The organism is Stenotrophomonas sp. 107298_Sma (assembly GCF_056480345.1).
The window spans coordinates 2385008-2411454 of record NZ_CM151094.1; the positions used below are offsets into that span (position 1 = coordinate 2385008).

At 60.7% G+C, this 26447-nt stretch carries 26 protein-coding genes; 19 read left to right on the plus strand and 7 right to left on the minus strand.

What is annotated here, in order from left to right:
• Positions 1–162 precede the first annotated feature (162 nt).
• The 3 genes from ACZK2G_RS11195 to ACZK2G_RS11205 form a co-directional block, all read right to left on the minus strand.
• Complete coding sequence (locus ACZK2G_RS11195; protein WP_049402763.1) at positions 163–1191, minus strand: hypothetical protein; 1029 nt, start codon at positions 1189–1191, stop codon at positions 163–165.
• A gap of 234 nt (positions 1192–1425) precedes the next feature.
• Complete coding sequence (locus ACZK2G_RS11200) at positions 1426–2031, minus strand: hypothetical protein (protein ID WP_033836002.1); 606 nt, start codon at positions 2029–2031, stop codon at positions 1426–1428.
• Between the two features lie 148 nt (positions 2032–2179).
• The gene (locus ACZK2G_RS11205) at positions 2180–3154 is read right to left on the minus strand and encodes a DNA-binding protein (RefSeq protein WP_049402764.1); all 975 of its coding nucleotides are present in this window, start codon (positions 3152–3154) and stop codon (positions 2180–2182) included.
• A 104-nt stretch (positions 3155–3258) separates the two neighbouring features.
• Between ACZK2G_RS11205 and ACZK2G_RS11210 the strand changes: the two genes are divergently transcribed.
• On the plus strand, positions 3259–4335 hold the full coding sequence (locus ACZK2G_RS11210; RefSeq protein ID WP_049401586.1) for a site-specific integrase: 1077 nt from the start codon (positions 3259–3261) through the stop codon (positions 4333–4335).
• Positions 4336–4436: 101 nt separating this feature from the next.
• A complete protein-coding gene (locus ACZK2G_RS11215; RefSeq protein ID WP_049402765.1) occupies positions 4437–6401 on the plus strand; it encodes an AAA family ATPase in 1965 nt (654 codons plus the stop codon).
• A gap of 168 nt (positions 6402–6569) precedes the next feature.
• On the opposite strand, the gene ACZK2G_RS11220 is transcribed toward ACZK2G_RS11215, so the two are convergent.
• Both ACZK2G_RS11220 and ACZK2G_RS11225 read right to left on the minus strand, forming a co-directional pair.
• Positions 6570–7271 carry an adenylate/guanylate cyclase domain-containing protein gene (locus tag ACZK2G_RS11220; protein WP_024956864.1) on the minus strand — a complete coding sequence of 234 codons (702 nt, stop codon included), beginning with the start codon at positions 7269–7271 and terminating at the stop codon, positions 6570–6572.
• Between the two features lie 2 nt (positions 7272–7273).
• Positions 7274–8194 (minus strand): TIR domain-containing protein, encoded by a 921-nt coding sequence (locus ACZK2G_RS11225; protein ID WP_088428977.1) that lies wholly within the window; start codon positions 8192–8194, stop codon positions 7274–7276.
• A gap of 133 nt (positions 8195–8327) precedes the next feature.
• On the opposite strand from ACZK2G_RS11225, the gene ACZK2G_RS11230 reads away from it, so the two are divergent.
• The 11 genes from ACZK2G_RS11230 (at position 8328) to ACZK2G_RS11280 (ending at position 20476) form a co-directional block, all read left to right on the plus strand.
• On the plus strand, positions 8328–9860 hold the full coding sequence (locus tag ACZK2G_RS11230) for an adenylate/guanylate cyclase domain-containing protein (RefSeq protein ID WP_043033494.1): 1533 nt from the start codon (positions 8328–8330) through the stop codon (positions 9858–9860).
• A 92-nt stretch (positions 9861–9952) separates the two neighbouring features.
• Positions 9953–10735 (plus strand): E2 domain-containing protein, encoded by a 783-nt coding sequence (locus tag ACZK2G_RS11235; RefSeq protein ID WP_369332838.1) that lies wholly within the window; start codon positions 9953–9955, stop codon positions 10733–10735.
• Positions 10680–11204 carry a Pycsar system effector family protein gene (locus ACZK2G_RS11240; RefSeq protein WP_464816522.1) on the plus strand — a complete coding sequence of 175 codons (525 nt, stop codon included), beginning with the start codon at positions 10680–10682 and terminating at the stop codon, positions 11202–11204. Before ACZK2G_RS11235 ends, ACZK2G_RS11240 begins: the two co-directional genes overlap by 56 nt.
• Positions 11205–12120: 916 nt before the next feature.
• Positions 12121–12360, plus strand: a complete 240-nt coding sequence (locus tag ACZK2G_RS11245) for a hypothetical protein (RefSeq protein WP_126412177.1) — start codon at positions 12121–12123, stop codon at positions 12358–12360.
• 720 nt (positions 12361–13080) lie between these two features.
• Positions 13081–13404: a hypothetical protein gene (locus ACZK2G_RS11250; RefSeq protein ID WP_024956858.1), complete on the plus strand. Its 324-nt coding sequence runs from the start codon at positions 13081–13083 to the stop codon at positions 13402–13404.
• Positions 13405–13779: 375 nt separating this feature from the next.
• Positions 13780–14496 (plus strand): hypothetical protein, encoded by a 717-nt coding sequence (locus ACZK2G_RS11255; RefSeq protein WP_049401583.1) that lies wholly within the window; start codon positions 13780–13782, stop codon positions 14494–14496.
• On the plus strand, positions 14489–16339 hold the full coding sequence (locus ACZK2G_RS11260; RefSeq protein ID WP_024956856.1) for a hypothetical protein: 1851 nt from the start codon (positions 14489–14491) through the stop codon (positions 16337–16339). Before ACZK2G_RS11255 ends, ACZK2G_RS11260 begins: the two co-directional genes overlap by 8 nt.
• A 22-nt stretch (positions 16340–16361) precedes the next feature.
• Positions 16362–17408, plus strand: coding sequence for an ATP-binding protein (locus ACZK2G_RS11265; RefSeq protein WP_072167141.1), 1047 nt, complete (start codon positions 16362–16364; stop codon positions 17406–17408).
• 826 nt (positions 17409–18234) lie between these two features.
• Complete coding sequence (locus ACZK2G_RS11270; RefSeq protein WP_126412179.1) at positions 18235–18780, plus strand: hypothetical protein; 546 nt, start codon at positions 18235–18237, stop codon at positions 18778–18780.
• 393 nt (positions 18781–19173) lie between these two features.
• The gene (locus ACZK2G_RS11275) at positions 19174–19533 is read left to right on the plus strand and encodes a DUF3653 domain-containing protein (protein ID WP_478473283.1); all 360 of its coding nucleotides are present in this window, start codon (positions 19174–19176) and stop codon (positions 19531–19533) included.
• Positions 19534–20095: 562 nt separating this feature from the next.
• Positions 20096–20476 carry a hypothetical protein gene (locus tag ACZK2G_RS11280; protein ID WP_478473285.1) on the plus strand — a complete coding sequence of 127 codons (381 nt, stop codon included), beginning with the start codon at positions 20096–20098 and terminating at the stop codon, positions 20474–20476.
• A 291-nt stretch (positions 20477–20767) separates the two neighbouring features.
• Here ACZK2G_RS11280 and ACZK2G_RS11285 read toward each other — a convergent pair whose 3' ends face one another.
• On the minus strand, positions 20768–21658 hold the full coding sequence (locus ACZK2G_RS11285) for a LysR family transcriptional regulator (protein WP_248298485.1): 891 nt from the start codon (positions 21656–21658) through the stop codon (positions 20768–20770).
• A 132-nt stretch (positions 21659–21790) separates the two neighbouring features.
• Here ACZK2G_RS11285 and ACZK2G_RS11290 point away from each other — a divergent pair, with 132 nt between their 5' ends.
• From ACZK2G_RS11290 to ACZK2G_RS11315, 6 genes are all read left to right on the plus strand, one after another.
• Positions 21791–22168, plus strand: a complete 378-nt coding sequence (locus tag ACZK2G_RS11290) for a YybH family protein (RefSeq protein WP_136639020.1) — start codon at positions 21791–21793, stop codon at positions 22166–22168.
• Between the two features lie 10 nt (positions 22169–22178).
• Positions 22179–23165, plus strand: a complete 987-nt coding sequence (locus ACZK2G_RS11295) for a zinc-binding dehydrogenase (protein ID WP_136639021.1) — start codon at positions 22179–22181, stop codon at positions 23163–23165.
• 26 nt (positions 23166–23191) lie between these two features.
• Positions 23192–23680: a YybH family protein gene (locus ACZK2G_RS11300; RefSeq protein WP_478473287.1), complete on the plus strand. Its 489-nt coding sequence runs from the start codon at positions 23192–23194 to the stop codon at positions 23678–23680.
• A 174-nt stretch (positions 23681–23854) separates the two neighbouring features.
• Entirely contained in the window at positions 23855–24610 is a 756-nt protein-coding gene (locus ACZK2G_RS11305) for a hypothetical protein (protein WP_478473289.1), read from the plus strand.
• 454 nt (positions 24611–25064) lie between these two features.
• Entirely contained in the window at positions 25065–25421 is a 357-nt protein-coding gene (locus ACZK2G_RS11310) for a hypothetical protein (RefSeq protein ID WP_478473291.1), read from the plus strand.
• Positions 25422–25460: 39 nt separating this feature from the next.
• Positions 25461–25892 (plus strand): hypothetical protein, encoded by a 432-nt coding sequence (locus ACZK2G_RS11315; protein WP_478473293.1) that lies wholly within the window; start codon positions 25461–25463, stop codon positions 25890–25892.
• 78 nt (positions 25893–25970) lie between these two features.
• Here ACZK2G_RS11315 and ACZK2G_RS11320 read toward each other — a convergent pair whose 3' ends face one another.
• On the minus strand, positions 25971–26447 hold the full coding sequence (locus tag ACZK2G_RS11320) for a nuclear transport factor 2 family protein (protein WP_049458548.1): 477 nt from the start codon (positions 26445–26447) through the stop codon (positions 25971–25973).

The window sequence follows — 26447 nt, forward strand, 5'->3', positions numbered from 1 at the left end:
GCAAGCGTCAGCGCCTCCACGCTCAGCACCACGTTCCAGATCCTTCGTGGCCCCACTTGCCGCTTCGCTTCCTGCGTTACGACGGCCAGCGCAACGGCCCCGATGACCGCGGACTGGTACCGGAGTTCAGGCACCACTCGCCGAGCTCCCGCGCGCCTGCGATCAGACGAAGACCTCATCGAGCAGGTCCCGCAGCGCGCCGTTCAGCCTCGGGTCGCCCTGTCCCTGCAAGGACAGGTACAGCGACAACGGGTCCACGACGGTGCCCGCGCCACCCAGGCGGGTGGAGTACGCCCAATGCTGCACGTCTGCATAGCCCTCGCCGGCCACGGGAAACCATTCCGGCTCCGGATGCCGACGGAAGCAGTCTCGTCCGATCGCAGCGATCGGACGCGATGGCGCCGCCAGTTCGGTGAGAACGGACAGGCCGGTTTCTCCCGCAGCACGACAATGATCGGCCAGCAGCATGTCCAAGCCACTTTTGCCGATGCAAGTGGTGCGCAGCACCGGCGAGCGCAGCCGCGGCAGCGCGACCGCCCACAAGGAGCGGCGCGCTTTCAAGAACCGTAGCTTCGTCTCCCGCCCCTCGCGCTGGGCGCTGACGAGGTTAGCCGCCACCAGTTCACGGGCGACCCGCGAGGCAGTCATGCGTGAGTAGCCTGCCTCGCGCGCCAGGTCGAGCGGCACCCACGGGACGCTGCCAGGGATGCCGCGCTCCTCCAAGTCGGGCCGCAACAGGGCCGCGATCAGAACCGCTTGTGCCGGATGGCTCAACCGCTCCCCAGCGGATGTGAGCACCCTTGGAGACGAATCGCGCTCGCGTAAGCTCATCAGGAAGCTCGGAGCGAACAGTTGGCTACCAGGCACAACGAAATCCACCCGAGACTCGATGAGCTTGGAGCGAATGTAGGGCGAAACGCCGGAGAGCACGAGAATGACCCTCAAGCCGGCCTTTTCCGCCAATCGATGCACCTGCGCGATCAGCCGCAAAGGTGGCAACGGTTCCGTCTGCGCCGGGACGGTGGCCAGCAGCACCCTGTGGCCGAGCAGGTCAAGCTCGGCCAGGCCGAATAGGGTGGCGAGGAAGTGGGGTAAGCCGCGCGTCTTGGAGCTGGGCCAGGGCTCGAGCTCACCGACCATGTCGGGTAGTAGACCCTGAAGATAGCGGGCTGCGGCGTCGAGGTCGTTCATAGCAGCGAATGTAACGGAGGTTCTTTACCGTAACAAGGCGCGGTGACAGTGAAACTGCTCTGTTACAGTCCAGTGCACCAGGCCCCTGCTACATCGCCAGGCGAGTTCCCCCGTTCAGACGCCAGCTACTCCCTCCGACTCCGCACGATTTGCCGGATAGCCCTCGGCAGTGGATTACTAGAGAGAGGTTTGTGACTATTACCGCGTAGTTGTAACGAACAGCATTTGCATGGGCTATTCATTAGGCAGCACGATTGTGTCGTAGTTGAAGTCTCGAGGCCGCTGACCGGTTGCCTTGATTGCTTCTTCGACGGCTCTATCGAGCATGAGCAGGTACTTTTTAACGATCTCGCTCCCCCGCCCCTTTTTCATCTCTTCTTTTCTCAGAAAGAGTTCCTGGATCTCCTTAAGTGCACTCACAGCCGTTGCTGATTGCTGCAGCGCAATCGCCAAGGATCGGTTCGGCACGTCAACATAGTTGACTGAATCGAAAGCCTTATGAAGCTGGGTCAGATGCGCCAAGATCAGCCGGGGGCCGCCGAATCCTCCCTCGAACTGCGCCAGCATCAGTGTCGCTGGAAATCGCGCATAGGAAATCAGCTCTATGAGGGACTGTGTGACCTCCCGTCTCCTGACTCTGGCGTGCCAAAGGGGGATCAGTCCCGCGGCGATGATGGCTGCGATGCTGCCGATCGCTTGCACCCACGCCGGCCAGTCAAGCGCTAACGTGGCGGATTTGGGACTCGGCTTGCTCATGAGTGCCCAAGTCAAGACGGCTCCTGCGGCAAAGGTCATCACAGCGACCACCGCCCAATCTCTGTCAGTTCTTCCCTGCTTCATGGCGTTCCTCCTCCGGCGTGCTGGTTTCTACCGTTCGTACGGGGCCTGTCGCGCCGTGCTCTCGGGCGCGGTCGAGGATGAACTTTGGGGGGGGCGTGTACGTCCTCCAAGTCTTTCGGGGAAAGAAGCCTTGATCGAATGGATGGCCTCAAGTCTTAGATTTCCTGCTATTGGGTTCTTGTGTCGGCTCGCCCACTCTTCTGGGCGCGGTGCGGCGTGGCTTGCTTTGCCTGCTTGGCGTTGCCGTGTTCGCTCTCCCTTGTCGGAGTGCCTCGGTAACTTGCCGAGTGGTTTCCTTCAGTGACGTCAGCTGCGCCTCCAAGCCATCAGCCCGCGCGTTCACGCCTTCCAGTCGGCGCAATGCCTGTTGCTCGCGGTTGGCAGCAGCAATGGCTTGTTGCTCGCTCTCTCGCAATGAGGTGGCCAAGGCCATGCGCTCCCGCCCCCACTCCTGCTCGGCTGACCGCAACGCCTGGCGATGCCGGTCAACCTCCGTATGGGCACGATCCTCCACTGCCCTGACGTGCGCCTGGAGCGCCCTCCTCTCTTCTTCGTGAGCGGCCGCGGCCTCGCCCAGACTGCGGCGTACGGCATCCAGTTCCTGCTCGAGTCGCTCCGCCCGTCCATAGGCTCCATCGCGTTGGCGCAGCAGGTCTTGTACTTGTGCCGTCATCTGGGAGACCTGTGCCGCCAACTGCTCCGCGGTGGTGGCGGCGGCCTGAGTCTGGACCTGAGCCTCCCTTTCGCGCTTCTGGCTGGCCTCAATCGCCAGCGTCAGGGCCACCCGGTCCTCCTCCAGCAGGCGCTCGCGTTCCTCCAGTGCGTGCCTGGTCGACTCCAGCTGGGTCTGAGCGAGCTCGCCGGCATCCTGCAGCGCGGCCTGCCACAAACGCTGGCTCAGGTGAGCTACCCGCTCTGGGATGCCTGGAACCGCCGCCTCAATGGCGCGCTGGCGCAGGCGAAAGCCTACGGTCTGCCACCAGGTCTCCAGCCAACGCGTGACGGTGTTGGGCGAGCCGGTGCCCAAGTGGGCTCGGATTCGCTCGACGGTGGGACGTTCGCCGGCGGCGATGATGTCGTCCGCTGCCTGGTGCACATCCAGTTCGCTGATGCCCTTGGCCATTGGGTGTCCTTCTGCGGAACGGTGAGAATTGGCAGGCCATGTCTGATAAGGCATATTTATCAGATGTAGCTCAACCTAATCATAGTGCACAATACATAGTACATATGAATAATATCACTGCTGCGTCAGGGGAACTCGTTTCGGGGCTGGTTCCGGAGCGGCTGGCCACTTCCGCCGCAGAAGCGGTGCGAGACATCCTGCAGGAGGCCGAAGCGCCTAACACCATTCGCAGCTACGCCGGCGCCCTGCGCTATTGGGCGGGCTGGTTCGAAGGGCGCTATGGCAGGCCCATCGCCCTACCCGTCCCCCCGGCGGCAGTGGTTCAGTTCATCGTGGATCACATGGGGCGCTCAGGCGATTTGGGGCTTCGTTGGGATCTGCCTGCAGACTTGGATAGTGCCTTGGTGCATGCGGGCCTGAAGAAGAAGCCTGGGCCGCTGGCGTTCTCCAGCCTGGTCCACCGGGTGGCGGTCTTGTCGGCGGCCCACAAGCAGGCCCGCCAAGACAACCCTTGCGAGGATCGCGCCGTGAGGACCCTACTGTCCAAGGGGCGCAGGGCTTCTCACAAACGAGGCGAGCGCCCGGCCAAGAAGACCGCGCTGTCAGCCGCAGATCTGCGCGCAATGGCGGCCACCTGCGACACCTCGCTCAAGGGGAAGCGCGATCGCGCCCTGCTCTACTTTGCCTTTGCTAGCGGCGGGCGCCGCCGCAGCGAAGTCGCCGAGGCGACGGTGAATCACCTCACCCGACTGCCCGAAGGCGGCTACACCTATCGCTTGGATCACGGAAAAACCTTGCAGTCCGGGCCAGTGGTTGGCAGCAGCCCCGACAAGCCCATCCTGGGAGAGGCAGCCACCGCACTGCAGGACTGGCTGGACATGGCCGAGATTACCGACGGCCCCCTGTTCCGGCGCGTCTGGCCACGGTCATTGGGCGGCGCGCTCAGCGGCAAGGCGGTCGCCGCCATCGTTAAGGACCGGGCGCGGTTGGCCGGTCTGGACGGGGACTTTGCCGGCCACAGCCTGCGCTCGGGCTTTGTTACCGAAGGTGCGCGGCGTGGGGTGGCCCTGCCGGCGCTGATGGCGATGACCGATCACCGCTCCGTGGCCAGCGTGATCGGATATTTCCAGCAGGGCGGCGTCGGCAGCAACCCCGCCGCGCGCCTGATGGATGAGGACTGAGCCTCCGGCCCGAGCGGCCAGCAGTGCGCGTTGAATGTGCCCCGCTCGGGCCCTATCCTGCACAAGACGCGCACCATCCACGGCAGGAATCAGGGGGCAGCATGAAGCTAGTCAAGGCACGGATCCGAAACTTCCGTTCTGCAGAGGATTCCGGAACGTTCGATGTCGGAGAGCTGACCTGCTTGGTCGGTAAGAACGAGGCGGGCAAGACTGCAATTCTGACGGCGTTGTTTGGTACCCGTCCCATCGCCGACCAGTTTGCTTACGACACGGTGCACGATTACCCCCGCCGCTTCCTCACGCGGTATGAGGAACGCCACGACGACGAACCCGCACCGGTTGCCACCCTGACCTGGGAGCTCAGCCACGAAGACCAAAAGGCGGTCGCCGACGTCCTGGGTGCCGGCGCGTTAAGTAGTACGACCGTTGACGTAACGACAGATTACAGTGGCCACAGCACTTGGAGCATTCACGTCGATCCCAACGTGGTGCGCGCGTTTCTGCTCGACCAGCACGGTGTGGCAGGCGAGGAGCGGGAGAAGTTTTCCAAGATATTGCTGGATCGACTCGTGGTCGAGATAGATGCGCACCCCGAGCCGTCTGACCAATTGCAGGCGGTCAAGCGGTCCATCAGCGGCTTCCGCAAGGGGAAACCAGTGCTGGCGGCCATCGATATCCTGCAGAAAAGGATGCCGGCGTTCTTCTATACCTCTCACTTTGATCGCATGTCCGGGGAGATATCGCTGGACAAGCTGTCTCGTGACACCCAAAGCGGCGCGACGATCTCCCCGGGTGACCAGATTTTCCTCGACTTCCTCGAGTACGCCGGGACGTCGGTCAGCGAATTGCAGTCCAGCACACGCCTGGAAGAGCTCAACGCACGTTGCCAAGCCGCCTCCAATGAAATTACCGATGAGATCTTCGAGTTTTGGAGTCAGAACGACGCGCTCAGTGTAGAGATAGCGCTTGCCCAAGGCCTCTCCGAGGATCCCGCCCCCTTCAATAGCGGGACTGTTGCCAAAATCCGCATTCGGAATGACAACCACAAGGTTTCGGTGCCCCTGTCTGAGCGCAGCGCCGGATTCGTCTGGTTCTTCTCCTTCCTGTCGCAGTTCAAGCAGATGCGAAAGAGGAACCCCGGTGCGATCATCCTTCTGGATGAGCCTGGATTGACGCTACATGGAAAGGCGCAAGCTGATCTGCTCCGCTACATCATTGAGCGTCTACTCCCCGACCCCCAGGTCATCTACAGCACCCACTCGCCCTTTATGGTGCCGGCCGATCGTCTTGCGGACGTTCGCGTCGTCGAGGACGTTGTCACCTACGACCAGCGTCGCCGCCCCACCGTTAAGGGCACACAGGTCTCCGCGGACGTCCTGAGCGTCGATCAGGACACGCTGTTCCCCCTTCAGGCCCATCTCGGTTACGAGGTTACCCAAAGCCTGTTTGTGGGAGCGCATACCCTGTTGGTCGAAGGACCTTCGGATGTGCTCTATCTTCAGGCGGCATCGCACGCGCTCAAGCAACGCAAGCGCCAAGGCTTGGACAGCCGGTGGGTGATCTGCCCCACAGGCGGCATAGACAAAGTGCAATCGTTCGCCTCGCTCTTCTCTGGCAAGGGCATCCACATGGTCGCCTTGTGTGACTACGGCAATGGCGATAAAGGCAAGGTGCAGCGGCTGAGGGAGTCTCAGATCATGAAGACTTCCGGCGTCTTGGTAGCCACGGATTTCACCGGAAAGGCGGAGAGCGACATTGAGGACTTCTTCGCACCCGCCGTCTTCGCCGACATCCTCAACGGTGCCTACGGTCTGAAGGGAAAAGGGCAAATTTCCGCCCGGCAGTTCAGCCAAGACGGTGCCCTGACGCGCCAGGTCAAACAGGCCGAAGCACTGTTTAATGTCATGGGGGCTTCCGTTCCGCCCCTGGATCATTTCACTCCCGCCAACTGGCTCATCCAGAATCAGCACGTGCTGGCCGCGGAAACTACGGCCATCAATGAAACGCTGGAGCGCTTTGAGAAGGCCTTCGCTGAGATCAATGCGGCGCTAGGGGCCGGTGCGTAGATGAACCTCTGCCAGAGCTCCGCAATGGCAGCGGGTTCCTCTCCCGGCGCGCACTCATCGGAGGGCAGGACTCGGCTGCCTGACTCCCGCGCCATGAAATCGGCCTCTAACAGTGCGCCCTTTCCCTGCCATGCTGGCCCTGCGAATGCCGGGTCCGCAGAGGGCGCTTTAGACGCGCCAAGCCCAGTCTGATCCGTGAATGCGGCGACCACCCTGCCGGTTCCAGCGGAACGCCTCCCACATCAGAGTCGGCGGCGTTCCACCGTACTTCAACTCATCAGCCAACCGGATGAACACCTCATCGGTAATCCAGGTTGACGGGGCAAGGTCCAGGTCCGTGAGCTTGGCCGCATGATTGGCCGCGCGTCCAACCCAGACGATGTCGTTGCCGCCTCGAATACCCGTGCGAGCAGCTCGGATTGGGCTGCTGTCGATTCCGACGACATGCCTCACGGTACCTGTCCAGTCGGGGTACTGCTGTTTCAACGCTGGCATGACGATCATCTTGACCGCATAGTTGATTTTCAACCCGGCCTTAGCCGCCGGCGTGGCTTGCCGGTCACCCACCCAGATGCCCATGACACGATCTCCGTCGTAGGAGGTGATCTTGCCGCCCTCTTTCCTGATGATCGTCGCTGCACAGTGCAGGAACGCTTTGTAGATCTCTGCACTCAACTGCCAGGCTTCGGTGTCGACCATATTCGTTGAGCCGTTCAGGTCCGCGTACAAAACAGTGGCACGATCAAACTCCACTGCGTCATTGCCCAATCGCAGATCTTCTGGATCGGGTACAACTTGACCTCTCCGTGTAGACCATCGGGTTTGTGCTATCGCCTGCACGGCGGCCGTCATCTCTTCCAGCAGTGCCACCGTCAGTCCCTCGGCCCAGCTTCGAGAATGCGGGAGCGAATTTGTTCGCATGCCGGTGCAATCAAAGCCCGGGCGTCCGGGCCAGGGGTGTATCGGTAGGGGACGGTCGTGAGCCCCGTGAGATCACTGGGAAGCTTCAGCTTGTCTTCGCGCGGCTCCATCAAGAAGGCGCGCCGACGCCCCAGGAATCCAATGAACATACCCAGTTCAAAGACGACGTTGTCGCGCATGACAGGCCACTCGTCACCGCGGCTGATGACCATGTCATCCGCGTGGGCCACGGCAATGGCAAAGTCTGCCTGTTCCAGCTGGCGCTCGAGCTCGTCAAGTGTGTAGTTGGCGGCGCGGAACACCCCGTGGTCCCATACCACCGTCAGGAACGGGTCGTGCTCGAAGTGCTGTACCAGCAACCGCGTGACAGGGAGCGCCTCCACCGACGACATCACAAAGACCCGGACCTGTCCGCGAGGTTGGGTAATCATGTGATTGCGCTCTTTTAGACGGCGCGAAAGGGTCGCGGCCAGCCGCCGCCAGATGACGGGGTGTGAATCCGCAATCCTGCTGAAATCGATTTCCGGCACCTTTAGCACTACGGTCGGCTCGCGTGCAGTAACAGTTGCCGCCCGCAGTTGCGCCGGTTCGATGGCTGCCATTTCGCCGACGTGGTCCCCAGCCCTTCGGGTATTAACCACTTTGCCGTTGACCAGCACGTCCACGGAGCCGGAGACAATGAAGAAAACGTCGGTCTCTGGGGCGCCCTGAGTGATAAAGGCCTGCCCTGTCCCCACGTCGAGCAATTCCCCGGCCTGTGCCAGCTGGGCTGCGGCCGCGTCCAAGCCGGCCAGCAGGCGGAACTCAGCCAAGGCGGCGATCAGTCGCCTGCCATCATCCGCCGCGAGGCGCTCGACGATCCCAGTCCCCATACTGCCCCCTTGAAAGTGTGAACTGGGTCCCAATATACGCCCAAAGGAGCTGGAATGAATCCGGCTGCCAGCCACGCCGTAGGCGACGCGACCCGCCCGGCCTGGCCTCCTCTTGGGCGCAGGGAGTAGCACGATGGGACACAGCTGGAAAAAAGATCGCACCAAGAAGCGCATTGCCACCCGTTACGCCGAAGTCCGCGACGTGGACATCCGCGATTACAAGCGGGAAACCTCGCTGGTGGATATTCCAGTCAATCGCGCCTATCGCGTCCAAGGGGCGCATGTCTACATCGACATCGTCAATCTGGCGGACATGCTTAGCTGCACTGACATCGAAGGCGAAACCTGCCACAAGCGGGCCCTTCGATTCCTGAATCAGCACTACCGCGCCGTCCATCGCATCCTCGTTGAAAGTGATGCCATCCGTGTGGACTTTCACAACCAGCGGCTGCATGCGGTTGTGACCAAGCCGTACGGCGATGCCAACGAACGCGCCCGGATCGAGCGCGCGGTTGCGATCGCCCAGCTCGCCATCGATGTGCTGGCTGAAACGGGCGACTCGGACGCGCACATCCCCAATGCCCAGGTTCGTGTCGGCATTGACAGCGGGATGGCGTTGGCCGTCAACAATGGTCGTCGCGCCAGCCGAGAACCTCTTTTCTTAGGCTCCCCAGCCAATCAGGCGGCCAAGTGTGCCGGGCATGGAGGGGCTGAAGGCATCTACCTGACGCACGGCGCACGTGCCGTGCTTGAACTGCCTACCTTGACCGGCAACAAGGACCGCACCACTTCGCTGACCGATGCTCAGATTTCCGCATGCGTCGAGGCCGCTGCACTCGGCATTTCCAAGTCGCGCATCATCGAACTCTGGAAAGATGAACAGGCCGAGCTCCCTATCGGCGAATTCAAGTTCAGTCGACCGACGCCTCCGCTTTCTGATCTGGACTTCTCCCTGCTCAGCGCGGCGAACTCAAGGCGATTTGATGGCGTTTCGATCTATGCCGACATTGACGGATTCACCGACTTCGTGGACAAGCACTTAGAGGAGGATCCCGAACATCTGGTTCGAACACTGCACGTATTGCGCTCTGAGCTGGATGCGGTCGTACACGAGGATTTTGGAGGGCGTCGTGTCCGTTTTATTGGCGACTGCCTTCATGGGGTGCTGCTGGAGGGCACGTCACAGACGACAGATGCGCAGGACACGGTCAGCACCGCTGCCCAGTGCGCGGGTGCATTGCGCAGCAGTTTCTCCACTGCCCTGGAGCAACTGAGCGCCGAAGGCGCGGAAGTGGCAGAGCTGGGATTGGCCATTGGCTTCGAACTTGGCCCCCTTGCCATTTCCCGCCTGGGCATGAAGGGGAGCCTTCTGCGGTGTGCCACGGGGCGAGCGGTGTTGGAATCTGAAGCCCAACAACGACTCTGCGACGGTGTGGAGACGGCCATTGGTGAAAATGCCTACAAGGCCGCCAGCGCCGCGATACGGACCGTCTTTACCGACAAGCGAAAGGCGGCGAACCTAGACTATGCCGCAGCGGTGGAGGAACTCGCCGCATCCGGGGACCGCGTGGCGAAGGCAACACTGGAGGCACACTACGCTGAAGTGGCACCCGCAGTGGCTCCTGCGCTCGCGCAGCCGATCCGTCCTCATGTGGCCGCGACGTGACGCCAAGGCCTTTGGAGCTGCTGCAGCGCGTGGCACCGGACTACGGTGCCACGTTGATCGTAGACCCTGTCGGGGGGCTGGTTGGGATCACAGTGGTTCGGGCCGGCGGAGCCGAGTACGCATTTAGATTGCTCGTCTCCGTTGCAGGCGAGCACGTCTCAGTGCGCGAGATCGCCGACCCCGGCATGCTGCCGGGGTTCTGTCCCGATCGGCATATCAACGGTGACCGTAGCTTCTGCCTCGGCTGGGGAGAAGACAATCCGAGCCGGATCCAAGACGAAGCAGCAGCGAGGCATTGGTGGGCCACGGTCTACCAGTACCTGACCTACCAGATCGGCGCGAACGCCCGCCGGGTCTTTCCTGGAGCGGAGAACGGCCGCGCGCACGGTCGTGCTGCGCAGCATCAGGCCAATGCTGAGCAGGCAGCCGAACGACTGGGTCCGGCATTCAAGGCAGATGTGCTCGCGGGGCAGTTCATGGTCCGCAAGGATTCGCGCCCTCAGAAGCGGAGGCTCGAGCTCTGGCACGGCAAACTACTCCTTGCTCGGGTGTCGACGCGCACTGAAACCTTGGTCGGGAGACCCCCAGTCTGCCCATGTGGCCGCGATCCTGACGGTGCGATCACTGCATGTGGCGACCACGCTGCGGCCCTGGTCACTTTCATCTTGGAACAGCACCGATGTGCGCTGGCCGACACAGCTTTCCTTGAGGATTGTGCGGCTGCAGGAGCGCGCTGCTGCGGAACGCTGGACATCTGCGGTCTTCGATCTGCCATCAAACGAACACAAACCGTATCCCTCAAGACAGAGAACTCACCCCGTGCAAGAACCTCAAAATTCTGGCGGCCACCCGCCAAATCAAAGCGACCGCGTTAGTGCCGCTTGGCAGCAGCTGAATTTGGTCTTGGGCTTCTTCTCCCGTGTAGACACAAAACTCTCGGTCGGCCTGGGTATCAACCTGGGCATGCTTGCCATGATCGCGACGCGGCTGCCGAAACTTGATGAACTAACGGCCCTGATCTCGGTTGCGGGCGTTTTGTTCCTTACACCGCTTACTGTTAGCTTCTGGCACCTGTGGTACGGATATTTTCCGGAACTGCGAGGCGGGTCAAATTCGCTCATCTTCTTTGAACGGGTGTCGAGCATGGCCGAGCACGAGTTCTTGCAGAAGTGCGCGGAGCGTACGCTGATGGAGTTCGAGGAAGACCTCCTGGGTCAATGTTGGCGCAATTCCAAGATTCTCTCGTCAAAATTCAGCTGTTTGAAGTACGCGTACATTGCCACTGTTCTGGCAATCGCCCCATGGATGGCACTCATCGTTGTGCTGCCTCCGCCGGCAAAGTGACACACAAGTGGCTTCTGCTCATCCAGTTGTTGAGCCGGAGCCCCGGGCAGCGCTGACAGGGCCGGGCCTTCCGGCCCAAGTCGGCCCAAGGTGAGAAACGGTGCTGGCCATTGCCGGAGTTTGGCCATCGGCTATCACACGCACGTCGCAGTTAGCTCCCTTTCGGAAGGGGATGCCAGCCTAGACGTGCAGCAAACTCACGACGATAGACGGTGTCAATCTGGGGCGGGGCTCGCCGGACGTACTCTTCTGCGAGCGTCGCAGTTTGCCCTGAGAGGCTTGCGAGGTAGGCAACTGCTTCTTCCACTGATGGGACGCGTTGATTTTCCCCGTTGAACTTCGGTGGCAGCGCCGTCCATAGCACAGTGGTAATCCCGCGAGCAGCGGCCCAGTCAGCGAGCCCAGGAATACTCGCCGGTGCTGGACAGCCATGTGTCCAGACCCCCAAGTGTCGCTCCATGTTCTTTGAGGGAATGGCTTCCCGCTCACGCAAGGCTCGCTTGGCGTCGCCCTCGTCGTCGGTACCAGCCTCAACCCAGAAGGAGGTGACAGCAGACGCGGCCGCATGCATGACCAACGTAAGCCGTCCATTGCCGGATTGCCTTAAAAACTCTACGCAAACCGTTGGCCCGTCTGCCAGCCACTGTCCACGAACCGGTAGACCGTCGGGTTGCCATACCAGCGACCCCCAACCAAGATAGGCAATCATCTTGAGCCTCTACTCGACTGCGACAGCCGTGCCGCCCACCACAAGCGGCTCATTTCGTAATCGGTCGAGCCTTTAGTCTCTGCGCTCACCATCCTGGATGCCTCCTCGTCTCAACAAGACTCTGTATTGATAGCGCTACCGCGCCATCTGCCGCGATGTTGCGCTGCAGGGTCCGACGCCGGGCGAGAAGAAGCGCGAAGACGGAGCATGCTGCTGATTGCGGACTACCCGCAAGAGCGGGTGACGCATGCCTGGGAGATAGTCGAACCCGCTGTCTTCAAGCTCAAGTACGAGGCGGGAGAGAACCTCATGCTGCAGGAGCAAGCGGCGTCGCGACGATGCAATCCGAACACCCCGGCACCCTGTGAAAGGAAGCACGAAATGGCTGAAGTACCAGAACAGCTCTTCGGCAATAAGCTGGATGGGACTATCCTGCCCCACCAGTAGCAGGCAATCGTGCAGTGCACGCCCCAAGGCAAAGCAGTCATGCCGTCTGCCCTGCTCATGGGCGACCCTCAACATCACCACTAGTGCCGCCAGGCTATCCAGAGTGCCCAGCCCGCACAAGCCCTCGGTGATCTCTCGTAACCGACGGTCTCGGCGGACAAACATGCCGGCTCGCAAGCTCGCTCCGCTGAACACTTCCAGTTGCACAGGTGCACTGAGCGACATGAGTATTGATTCTCCACAACCGCCAAGTGCCTCGTGGACATTCAGAGCGGCCCAGACCGGTGAACATAGAACCATGCGGGAGCCGGGATAGCGCGCCTCGGCTGCTGCCTGCGTCGCCTGGGACGGGACGTGTTCCGCATGGGCATATTTCACCCACACATTGGAGTGGCAGCCGGGACGCTCCGGGGATATCGACTGTCCGAGCGCGTATGCGCTGGATAGGCCCATTCGGCTTCGCAAGCATTCAAACCACAATCCGACACTGAGTGATCGCAGGCAGTACGGCACGGCTCGGTTGGCGGGAAGTATGCTCGTGCTTGCACGCATGCGGGCAAGTCGCGCCTCGCCGTAAAAGGGTATCTCTTTGAGCGCCATGGCCGTGCCCCTCCCCATTCACCTTTGATGGGTAACGAAACGCGAGTTTGTTACTCCTTCCACCATCCGTATTAGAGGGGCAGAATCAGGAGGACACAAGCGACGGGGTGTGACCACGCCATGACGGAGCGGACCAACGAATCAATCCTGGCCCCGGAACGCCGTGAGATCGAAAGAGAATTGACCTTTCATTTCGGGCCTCTCATCGGCTATGAAAACTTGCCGCGAGCTCTTGGCTATCGCTCCAGCCACGCGCTCCGCCAAGCAGAGGCACGCGGAACCTTGCCCGTGAAGATATTCAAAGTGCCCGGCCGCCGCGGCAAATTTGCCTTTGCGATGGACATCGCCGACTGGATGGTTGGGCTGAGGGCCGCAATCAGTCCGCCGGCAGTATCTGGCACCCCGCAAGATGAAGCGGCTGCTCTGAAGCCCAACCAGGAATGACGCCCCACAACCCAAACTCAAGGGGCCGGGCTTGTAGCGTTTCAAGAACAGACTCAAGACGTCCCCGAAGATGCGCTCGCCGAGCGCCGAGGAGAGTACCAAGAGCCGGAAACTAACATCTCCGAACCCTGGAAATGACTTGCCCCCGTTGGCGCGGGGGCAAGTGACATCTGTTGGAGCAGATGGTGGTGAAACTCAGCCTGTACCCTGAGGCTCACCCTTTTCCTTGACAAAGTCAAGCGACTTCCCGTTCGCGCGGAGGGGTGCGCCCATTTCCTCCCCATCTCATATGGCGGAGGCGAACCTGAATGGGCACCTTGTTCCAATCTCGAGACCGGGCAGACGTTCGCAAGCCGACGGCTGAGGAGCAGGATGATGACCGCAGGAAAAAGCGCGACCGCCAAACCGACGGACGAAGACCGCCGTGAGGGGCATCTGCCCCATTCCCCTCTCGAGCTAGCACGCGGCAAGCGCGACCGCCGCGAAATCTTTGTATTTCAGTCCCCGAAGAATGGGCGGACCGTAACGGTGGCCGACCTGGTCAACTTTTGCCAGGCGCTGATGCTCGAATTTGACCCCCAGGTGGAGATGTATGTTGAGAGGCCGCGTCGAATCACGGTAGGCGAGAAGCGCGACCTTGAGTTGAGCTTCTGGGTCGGGCGGAGGGATGGCACCCAGCACTACCAGTTTGTAATCCCTACAAAACGGGTGGCTTCACTGAGCGTTGGCTTAGTCAAGCTTCCCGCAGATGACGAGCTCATCCACATGGCCTTGAATCAAGGGCTCGTATTGCGACTTGTCCACGAAAACTCTCTGGCATCTCGCGCCAGCGAGGTCGCTGTTGCCTACGAACTACTTCCGCTTGTCTGGGCCAATGCAAAGATCGCGGGGGCCAGGCAGTTGGAAGTGAGGATTGAGGACATGCTCCAGAACGTTGAGCGCCTCACCATGAGCGCATTACAACTGCAGACGGGCCAGGCCCGGTTCGCAGTGGCTTGCGCAGTGGCAAGCCTCGTCTACACCGGCCGCGTACAACTCGTGGACTATCGCCCAGGGGATCCGGATGCCCTCGTGGAGGTGCGTCATGGCTAGGTACGAAATCTATGATCAGGCGACACTCGACGAGTGGTACTCCCCACATCCGGTTGATATTGCACCAGATCATCTCTCCAAGTTCCGCGTGGCCAAGGAAGCACTCACCGCCTTGCTTCTGGGCCGTTCCACCATCACCGCTATATCCCGGAGATATGGAATCTGCCACAAACGCCTGAAGCGCATGGCAATGAAAGCGCCCACGATAGCCCACGATGGCATGCCGCACGGATTTCGCGTATGCATTCCATGGGGCAGTTACTCGACTGAGCTTTCCTTCGAACCCGCGGAATTGCCGCTGGTTCCAGGAAGATTTGCGTGGCACAAAGTCTCCGAAGCTGTGCCGAGTGTTAAAGCCTTGATCGATGGCTTTGCAACCCATCTGCCGCCGGGCCGCCCTCCAAGCGCGTTCGTAAAATTGCACCAACGAGTCCTTGCGGAGCTGAAGCAGCACAACCTGGAGGACAAATTCCCCCTGAACGATCCTGGCAAGGGGAAGCGCTCGCTGCTTGCTTTGCTCAAGCGGCGGCAGTCGGCAGTAGCCGACGTGGACCTTTATGAACCTCAATCGGCATCGAACGCTCCTGTCGCTTTGGAGCAAGCAGTACGGATGGGCCTGTTCGCCAGAACGGAGTTTGACGCGCACCAAATCGATGTTGAATGCAAGATCTCCATCGATATGCCCAATGGCGCGCGTGTTACGCGCAAAGTGTCACGGCTATGGCTTCTCATCGAAATAGAGACTGAATCCAGGGCGGTAACGGGATGGCTTCTCTGTGTCGGCCAGAGCTATGACAATCTTGATGTAGCGCTCTGCTTGTCCAAGTCAATGGAACCCTGGGCTCCCAGGGACCTGACGATCCCGGACCTCTTCTACGCACCTGGCGCTGGAATGCCCGTCTATCAGGCAGCAACGCCGATAGTCACGCGCTCGGCCGCTGTCGCACTGGACAACTTCCTTGCGCACTCGGCCCATGCACTCGAAGCAGCATTCTGCAGGGCTCGGGGAGGTGTGATGATCTTCGGAAAGTCGCACACACCGCGCTCACGACCCATTGTAGAGCAATTCTTCTCGCGCTTGGAACGTGGTGCGCTGCGTAAGATCCCCGGCGGTTTTGAGCCCGCCAAACGGCTGGGGGAAAACAAGATCAGGATCAGCAACTTCTCTCCGGATGCCCATCCCATCCAGATGCACCTTCTCGAGGAGCTCCTGGACGTCATCATAGCCAACTACAACGCGACGCCTCACTCCGCACTCGGACAGATGACGCCGCTAGCGTATCTCACGAATCGCAAAGAGTCAGCGTTTGCGTTTGCGCCGGAAACCTGTGGCCTGGATGCTGCAGATATGGCTTCGACAATCGTAAGCCTGCCCGTAAAAGGCAACAAGGATAATGGGGAGTTGCCCCATGTCACCTACTTGTATGCGGACTACCGATCCCCTTCCCTTAACGATAAATGGGGACTGATTGGCACCAGGATTCTTGCGCGCGTGAATAGGCGCGATCTTCGTTCAATCGTGCTACTTCAAAGTGCCACCGTGCCATTCGGAGTGGCTACCGCGCGAGCGCCTTGGTCGCGCGCGCCGCATGACGAGAGGACGCGAAGGATCATCTGTCGTTGGTCCAAACAGCGCAGTGATTTCTCAATCGCTGGCGTGGAGTGTGCAATTGAAGCCTTCATAGCGCATCTTCGATCTACTGCAGACACGTCCCAACCCGCAGTCGACCAACTTGCGCGCTTGCAGCAGTTGCACTTCGGCCGTCTGCCCGACATTCGGTCCCAGCCAGCTCACATCCCGGTAAGAGTCCCCCGGGGAGGCAAGGTGAATCTTGATGACTAGATCGGACCTTGCGGAGGCCATCATGGCCGTCCGTCGCCTTGACCCCGACCATCCACTTTTCATTGAGTCTGGCTACCGTATCAACACGAAGCCTGTCGAACGCATGGCGGATTTCGTTCTGTACAACATTCAGCAGGGTCATCATGGGTGCTCTCTTTATTCAGAGAGCGGGGTTGGCAAATCCACGGCGCAAGACTATCTAGTCGAAACCGACTGGCGCTGGCTCGTGGAGGACGGACGCCGCGCAGGTGTGGCCAGGGCAATCGTCGCAACCTCAGATGCATGCAGGAGCCCGCTGAGCTTCTGGCACGCGCTTTCACATCAACTGGGAATGCCGCGCTGGTCATCGGCCAGGCCTCACGAGCTGAGGGCACGAATACACAATCACATGCGCGCCGCGTGTGGGCACGCCGACGTACGCAGGTACGTATTGTTCATCGACAGTGCTCAACGGCTCACCAATCTTGAGTTTCAGTGCTTAGAAGATCTTGATAACTTGATGAGCAAGGACAGGCTTACTCTCTTTTTGGTCTTTGTGTACCAAAGTGACCAGCAGGGCATCGAGCTTGGCGACATGTGGCAGCACCATCCGTCACATGTTGTTCGCCGGTGGTTTCTGGACTCAGCCCCATTTCTTCCTCTTGCGGCGCGAGATGAGGTCAGGCATGCCCTGTCGCGCTACGACGGCGCAGCATGGTGGCCGACAGAGGACATGCCATTTTCTAGATACTTCGCCACCGACGCATTTGATCGCGGATGGCGGCTGGAATCTGAAACGGAGATGATTTGCGATGCTGTGTCCGCCCTCCGGAGGGAGGTGGGACTTCCCGAACATAGTGGCTGGCCGATGTGCTCCTTCACATCGACCGTGCGGAATCTGCTAACGAACGCTTGGTTTCAGCAGAGTTTCGAACGCTTCACTCCATCTGACGTCCGTGCTGCGCTTGTGCATGTCGGGTACCTGCGAACCGAGTTCATTCGCATGCGCGAGAAGATGTCCGACAAGGCAATCGCCATCATTGAGAAGATACAGAATACGGCAAACCAGGTAGGGGGAAGCAATGAATAGCTCTCGCGCCGTAAATCCTTCTACGCCTCGGATTGTCGGCGCAGAGCATGAGTTCTATCCATACATATCGGGCTACGGCGTGCTGCAGCGGATCGTTGCACTGGGCATGCCAACAAGTGAGCAACTCATGATCATGGGGGTGAGGCGTAAGACTGGGCGCTCCATGCTCCGCCCTTTGCTTCTGCCGGGCCGGGTGCAGGATACTTTTGCGTCAGCCATCGAAGTCCGTGACGTCACAACGAAGAATCTATGGAATCCGGCCGCGTGGCTTCCAGTTCAATCACTTCGACTTCTCGCGGGTAGTGAGCTTCCATATATGCGGTGCCCCGCATGCGCACTTCACGGCTACCATTGTTCACTATTTCTCCTTCCTTCCATCTCTGCGTGCCCTTGGCATGGCGAGAAGCTCATCAGCCACTGCGAGGCATGCGGAAGGACGCTGGGCACCAGTTTTGACCACTCCGGTGGTCTCGGGACTTGTACTTGTGGATTTCAGCCAATCGACGCCCACACAGCGCTACTGGACGTCAGGCAATTTCCCGCTCGTGAAGTGTCGCAGTGGGTGGATGACTACCTTCATTGGGCATCACGCCAGCGGGCAGGCCGAGTGATTCACTTCCCCAGTGATGCGCAAAGCTGGCCTTCAGCTCTGGCGCGCCTGATTGATAGAACGACTCCTATGCCGCCCGTCCACCAGGACGATGGCAATGCTCACGTAAGGTATGAGGCTTTCCAGCCATCCGCTGACGATCCGGAGCCAGGGGCGTTCTGGGGCTGGGCAATGATTGGCGGCAACTCGGGCCTCATGTGCGCTCCGCTCCCATTGATGGCCTACGATGCTTTGACGCGGGCCACTGCAGCGGCATGCGCCAGGGTCGGACTTGAAGGCCTATCTGTCCTGAGCTTCCGCTCAACGCACTACGACACCCAAGGACCCACTGAGGTAGAGCGGCACGAGTCGTTCCTAGCTCCCTATGGTGTTTCTGCCAGCGGCGCGACTTGGCTCAATCTCTCGGTTGTCGACCCGATGGTAACGTTAGCGTGCGGCACAGCGCTGGAGCTGGCCGCTGCGGCCTTTGGTATCGCGAACGACAAGCCGGATAGGTCCCCTTCCGTAATCGTCGCTTCGGTATTGGACAGCATTAAGGGAAGATCCGCCTTGGTCGACGCGCTTGTGTGGGTTCTGGCAACCGCTTATGAGGAAGGCTTGGCGTTGACGCTTGCAAGGGTGTTCAAGCTGAATCCGAAGGATGTACTGCCTTCAGGTGGGTATCCGGTCATCGAGCTTCAGGGTTCCGCCCGTTCCTTGAGAGAAGTCCGGGTCGCCTGGGTGACACCTCGAAAAACAGCTAGAATCCAGCAGAAATCCTAAGGCAGGCAGTTCTTAGCAATTTTTGCCATCATTGGGGCAACGGCACTGTCTCGTGCCGGACTGCGAACGGCAGTAGCCTTCATGCGAGTACGCAACACAAGGGGAGGCTTTGCCGCCGCGTGGGCTAATTGGCAATTCTAATGAACCCCCGGCAGTCGTGGGCGTGTTTTATGGGCTTCCGGAACTGTTGGGCGTTATTTATGTACTTCTGGAAATGCCGGGCGTCTTTGGTGAACTTCCGGGAATATCGGGCATCTTTGGTGGACTTCCGGAAATATCGGGCATCTTTGGTGGACGGAAGCTGCCAGGAAGAGGCTAAGCTCACCCCATCCATATCTTCTAAAATCAATGCGTTAGAGGCCGGGCGTTTTCGGTGCGGCAGACAATTGCAGCATGAGCAAGATCGATCCCCATGATCGCATCGAACTGACCGGCCCTTGGGCCGGTTTTGGATTCCAAGGTGGGCACATGTTCACCCCTGAGGGTCACCAGTTGGAGCCTTGCGACATGACCTGGTGGTCCCTGACCTGCAACATCGCACGGAAATGGCGGCTGATGATGGCTGAGGCGGCTCCCCGGACCTCAGCTTCGCGGAAAGCTTCGACCACGGCGAAATCCAGCGTCATCTACCTAGCCGAAGCTCTCAGAATTCGCCGAGAGCGACGGTTCGGCGTGCGTGATCCCGGCCCCGACGCCGAGGCATCCAATGTGGTCTACATGAGTCGTGGGCCGAGACCGCGCCAGCGCGTGTAAGGCGCTTCCGTAGGGGCGCTGCCCCTGCAGTCTGGACGTGATTGTGGGGGGGCGTATGGAGCGCGAACGGCCTGAGTACCTTCCGCCTATTGAGCGAAGGCGCTGGAATTTCCTGTGGCTGATCACCGGATTTTTGACTCTGGTGAGCCTTGCAACCATCGGCGTGCTTACGCTTGGCCGGACTAACAGTGCCTGGAGTGAGCGTTTTGAAGGTGTGCGGCGATCTATCGAGGCCACTGAGCAGTCGTCGACGGCGAGGCCTGAGCGGTCGACAGCTGTCAGTTCGATGCCATCGACGCCTCCCGAACGCCTGCAGGCACAGCCACCCCAGAAAGCGCAGGGTCTGCGCTGTATCAATGGGATGTTCTTCCGTCGAATTGAAGGTGGGTGGGAGAACCTTCCCGGCTCTCGGTGTGGCGACCTCCCGGCCAGTGCTGTGCAGTGCTTTGCTGGAAAGCAATACAGACAGATGGATGCTGATGGGGGCTGGGTCCTTTCGCCGCGAGATCGTTGACCGTGACGCGTCACGTTAATCGGAAGCTCGCCGGGTTACGCAGACGATGTGGATGGGCGTGCTCGAGAGCTCGATCTCATTGCCTACAGGACTGTTACAAATAAAGACTTGGAGGTGGTCTCGGCCGTGCTCGCAAGCTGCAAGAAGGATATGGAGTCTTTGCCGAACAGGGCAAAGAACAAGAAGCGGCTGTATCACTTCACCTTGCTGTCCATCGTGGATGCTCCCTTGGTTGATGTCTTCTACAAGGGGAATTCGCCGACTGTGACCGAAATAGACGGGATCACGCATCTTTCCCGCTATATGGTCAATCGAAGAGAGCTGTCCGCCTTGGTGCACTTTGTTCGGGCGAGCGCCCTGCCCCAGTACTTGAAGTGTCTTACTGAGTCGGCAGCTCACTCTGTTGAATCAGGATTCCGAGCTATCTGAATCGGTGACTGCGCTCCTAAAGAAACAGGCTAGGTATCAAGATAAGCTCCGGTTTGCGCTTGATGTGCCCTTTTAGGTTGCTGATTCACTGCTCCCGGCAGTGGAGCCATTCACCGGGTTCTACCCCGATAAATCTTCCTTGCCTCCTGCCCCGCTGATGTCCGCTTCTGGCCAATAGCAGACACGACGAACGGATCGGCCTCAAGTCGTGCCCTCAGAGCTACTAGTGTGCCCGCCCACCTTTGGCCGTTAGACAGGTAGTCGCTGCAAGCCCTACTCACATGGGATAGATCAGGCACGTACCTCTCCTTGCTGCAGCCAGTCCTTGCTGAGCAATGAGATCTCGGCCTGGCAGAAGTCCAAATAGGTTCTGATGATTGACGAAGGATGCCGATGCGAGGGATACAGCAGGTGAATCTGCTGCTGGGGCAATGGACACTGAGGCAACAGTTCCACGAGGTCACCCGTGCGAATTGCATCTGCCGCCAGGAAGGGGGGCAGCTCGGTCACGACGTCTCCGGCCAGAGCGCGGCTGCGCAGATGTGCATAGTCGTTCGTGGCGAGGACACTGCGAGGCTCAACGTCGTGCCCCCCGATTAGCCAACGACCCCGTGCATTTGCACCCAAGACCCAAGTGGCGCACGGGAATTGATGAAGATCGTCGATCGATCCCGGAACCCCAAGACGCTCTATCAGTGCTGGAGACGCAACCAGCAAATGGCGATATTCCAGAACCCGTCTCGCCACCATGGCTTCATGGGTAATGGTGCCGACACGGAGCGCAACATCGATTCCGTCTTCAATCAGATCGATGCGCCTTTCGGTGGTGTGCACCTGCAATTGAATGTCCGGGTATTGCAGCTGGAACCGCGACAGCAGCTCCCACCAAGGCTCGAACGCAGGTGGAAGTGACAACCTCAGGCGTCCCTTCAGGCGCGCCTGGTCACTGACCACGGATTGCTGTGCCTCGGCGAGCAGTTCAATCCCGCGCACCGCGTGCTCGTACAAGCGTGCGCCGGCGTCGGTCAGGCGGGTGCCTCGAGCCGACCGCTCCAACAGCTGAACGTTCAACTCGCGCTCAAGCTCCCGAACCCGCCTACTCACGGTAGGCAGAGGCAGCTGGAGTCGCTCGGCTGCAGCCGAAATGCTTCCGGCCTGCACCACTGCGACAAACATCTGCACGGCGTTCAAGTCCACGATCTAGCCTCTCATTTATGGCAGGAGCGATCTCAAATATGAGGATTCTATCTCATTTGTGAAACCCGCAAAGTTGCTCCACGCCACCGATCCCCGGTGAGCCAACTGGAACATCCCATGTCTATTGCAGCAGTTCTCAAGTCCTACGAAACCGCCCTGAATGGCAGAGACACCGACACCATTCTGAGTCTCTATAGCGCCGAACCGGTCTTCATGCCGCAGAACGCGCCTGCCCTAGAGGGGCGTGAGGCCGTACGTGCGGGCTATGAGCAGGTATTCGCCACCATCAAGCTCAATGTGACCTTCGACATCCACGAAGTCGTTCAGGTTGGCGAGTGGGCGTGGGTGCGCACGAGCTCGGCCGGCCGCACCCGAATCCTGGCCGCCGGCGTCGAGGTGACTGAGGGCAACAACGAGTTGTTCGTGTTCCGCCTGGAGGCCGGCGAGTGGAAGATCCATCGCTACCTGTTCGCCACCAATCAGCCGCGCTCCTGAGGAATCCGTCATGAAGGCATATGTGATTGAACAGGCCGGCGGCCCAGAGGTTCTGCAGCTGCGCGACATTGGCGCACCCGAGAGCAACAACGATGAGGTGCTCGTCAGGGTCCGCGCATTCGGGTTGAATCGTGCCGAGGTCTATCGACGCCAAGGCAAGATGGGCCCAATCGATAGCCCCGTTGTACCCGGTATCGAGGCCGTGGGTGAAGTCATCCGGGATCCGAGCGGCACCTTCCGCACGGGACAGCGGGTCGCAACGGCGATGGGCGGACTGCAGTTCAGCCGCCCAGGCAGCTATGCCGAACAGGTGAGCGTGCTTGCGCAGAATCTCATCTCACTTGACGGTATCGACCTTGCCTGGGACGAGCTGGCGGCACTGCCCGAGTCCTATCTGACAGCCTGGGGTGCGCTGGATCGCAGCCTCCGGATCCAGAGCGGGCAGACCTTGCTGGTGCGAGGTGCCACGTCGGCAGTCGGCATGGCCAGCGTTGCTTACGCCAAGGCACGTGGACTGAATGTCATCGCCACCACGCGCACGGTGAGCAACGAAGCGCGGCTGAAGGACGCGGGTGCTGACGAGGTCATCGTCGATACCGGAGAGATCGCGGCCCTGGTTCGACGGTCGATCCCGGTCGGCGTGGACGCCGTGCTGGAGGTTGTCGGCGCAGCGACGCTGCGAGACTCGGTCAAAGCGCTTCGCCCCTTTGGCGGAGCATCGGTCATCGGCCTTCTGGGTGGTGCACCGGTACTCGAATCGTTCCACCTGATGCAGGACCTTCCTGGCGCGGTCCATCTGAACTTCTTCCCGAGTGGACTGCTTGGAACCGCAGCATTGCCGCTGAGCGAATCCCCGCTTCGCTGGATTGCGCAGGAGATCGCCGCCGGCCGGATCCCATCGTCGCGTACCAGGACCTTTGATTTCGACGACGTCCGGCAGGCCCATCGACTGATGGAAAGCAATGCGGCCGTCGGCAAGTTCGTCGTACAGCTTTGACCTCTCACAGATAATCGAGAAATCCCATGCGTACCTATTTCGCCTCACTCGCCGTTCTACTGGCTCTGTCTCCTTTCGCAGCTCTGGCCTCTGGCAAAACTGCCATGCCAAGCCCGGACACCACGGCAATCACCCGCCAGCTTGAGCGCTATGAGCAGGCGCTCAACAGCTCTGACGTCGACGCGGTAATGCGTCTCTACTCGGGCAATGCGGTCTTCATGCCGCAGCACAGTCTGCCGGTCGCGGGAGCCGGAGCAATTCGATCTGCCTATCAGCAGATCTTCAAGACCATCCGGTTGAGCATCGACTTCACCATTGATGAAATCCAGCCGCTATCGCGCGACTGGGCATTCGCCCGCACGCGTTCCAACGGAACGGTAAAGGTACTGGCCAAGGATGGACCGGCGGGGGCCGAAGCCAATCAGGAAATCTTCCTGCTGCACCGTGGCAAGGATGGGCAATGGAAATTCGCCCGTTACATCTTCTCCACCACCAATCCTCCGCGTCAGCCGTGAGCCATGAGCATGAACACTTCTCTTCAATCCCTTACCCCGTGGTGACATGCAGCGCTCTGCCCCGCAGAGCCCGCCCCATTATCGTGACGCGTCACACCCGATCAGCACCACCCATTTGGCGCCCCACCCCTCTCCCACTATAGTGCCAACCCCCACAAGGACGAGGCGGCACACATGCCCTATATCGGAATCGGACTCCACGTACTGGCGGCCATCTACTTCGCGGTGCACGCCATCCGCTCGGGCCAGAGCCTCTACTGGCTGATCCTGCTGTTCTCGTTCCCGCTACTCGGCAGCGTCGTCTACTTCCTTGCGATCTACTTCCCGGAAGCCCGCAACTCGCGCGGCGCACGGCAGGCAATCCGCTCCGCCAAGCAGCTCATGGACCCGGGCCAGGACCTGCGTAACGCACGCGCTGAGCTGTCGCGAACGCCCACCGTGCAGAACCGGGTTCGTCTCGGCATGACGCTGCTGGATGCAGGCCAAGCGGAGGAAGCCAGGACCCTGCTTGAGCAGGCGGCCAGCTCGCCACTGGGTGACGACCCCTACATCCTTACCGGTCTGGCGCGCGCCCGCCTCGAGTCCGGGCACGCCGCGCTTGCAGTTGAGACGCCGGACGGCCTGTTCGCCCGTCATCCAGATGTGCGCCGCAAGCCGGAACAGACCCTGCTCTATGCACAGGCACTGGCCGCCGCCCAAGCAACTGGCACCCGCGCCGCGTTCGAGCGCGCCGTCGAATGCGGAAACGATGCGGCCGCCCGCTGCCTGTATGCCGAATGGCTGATGACACAACCGCAGCCCGCCGACCGCGAGCAGGCCCGCAGCCTGTTCGCCAGCATCATCGACGATGCCCAACACTGGTCACGCCACGCGCGCAGCCACAATGCCGCTTGGCTGGAGCGAACCAAAGCCGCGTTGAAGGGCCACTGACGCCTGACGGCCTTTGGCAATCCTGTCGCATCCGCCTCGCTCACAGCCTCGCCGGCCGGATGCCGACAGCCCGCAGGCCTGTACCACCTACATCGCCGATAGCCTTGCAGCCCAAGGCTCGAGCTTCATTGCGCCGTATGCAACGATTCTGAAAATGTTGAAAGTGGTGACGGCATCGGCCTTACTGCATTGGCATCGCGCACAACCGGGCGTATTCCTTTGCGTGCCACCGGAAACGGGTGGCCGGGATTCGAAACCCCGGTAGTTCGCTGAAGTAAACGCTTGCCAGCCGGCATCACCCTGTGTGGTGCCGGCTGGCAATCCGTCGGTCGGCTATGGCGGGCGGTGCGTGGAGGCCTTGTGCCTGCCGGTTCAGCGAACACCGGGTTTCGAACCACGCACCGTCCGCCACCTTTATCGGTGGCGGCTTCTGCATGCACGCAAGGAGCCAGCCGTGACCGAGCCCCACTCCCCTACCCCGCACCCGATCCACGACGCGCCTGCCAACGGCCCCGCGCTCGATCCGAACACGCTCATCGCCCTGCTGCACAGCATCGGCTCCGGCGCTGCCTCCGATGGCCAGCCCTGGCCGGAGCGCCATCAGATGCCCGGGCGGCGCATTGCCCTGGCGGACACCGATTGCTCCTTGGCCGGCCTTCGGGTGGTGCTGGAAATCCTGCTGGCCGCACAGCGTGCCCGCGAGAACGGCGAGTTGGAGCAATACGTTGGCCCGCGCGTCATGGAGGGGCTGATCATGGCTGGGCTGGGACTTACGGCGCACGCCAGCACACGAGTACGGCCGGACGACTGAGTGGCGCGGTACTGCTGGGCGGCCACTGCGCTGTGCCTCGTGGCGGTGGTTGCGGCACAGACGCGGTGGCTGGTGCCCCCACTGCCATCTCCCATCGGGTTCCAAAGCATCAACGACGATCGATTCTCACAACTGCGCCGCCAGGCGATGCAGTTGGTGGAGTCTCGGCCACGACAGGGCTTCCAGTTCGTCGAAGAACATCGGGATGCCTCGTTCCAGATTCACTGCAAAGGCGTTCCGGTGCTGTGGCTGGAGAGGCGCGCGCCGCATGTGCTGTTGCAGGCGTCACTGGATGCGAAGCAGCGGGCGCCCGCAGTTCTGCAGATGCGGGCAATCCTCCAATGGCAGTTGGAGCCATTGGATTATCTGGAACAGGTGCTGGCTGGTGTGCCGGAGCCTGTTCTGATGGATCGGGTGCTGCAGATGCTCGCTGGCGAGGTGCCTGATGGGGTGCGATGTGGCATGCCGTAGTCGAGCACGGCTTGACTCTACAGGGGCGCTGGCCTCATCGAAGCCGAGGCGCACTTTTGACAGCGCCGCTGCGGCCGCTCACATGCCCAGATCAGACAGCCCCGGATGATCATCCGGGCGACGCCCCAGCGGCCAATGGAACTTGCGCTCGCTCTCCTTGATCGGCATGTCGTTGATGCTCGAGAACCGATGCTCCATCAGCCCATCCGCTCCGAATTCCCAGTTCTCGTTTCCATAGGAACGGAACCAGTTGCCGGAGTCGTCGTGCCACTCATAGGCGTAGCGCACGGCAATACGGTTGCCGCTGAAGGCCCAGAGTTCCTTGATCAAACGGTAGTCCAGTTCCTTCTTCCATTTGCGGGCCAGGAACTGCCGCGCTTCCTCGCGGCCGTGGGTGAACTCGGCACGGTTGCGCCAGCGGGTATCGAGCGAATAGGCCAGTGCGACCTTGTCAGCATCGCGGGAGTTCCAGCCATCCTCGGCAAGACGAACCTTCTCGATGGCCGATTCAAGGGTGAACGGCGGCAACGGCGGACGGGGTGCTTCAGTGGACAC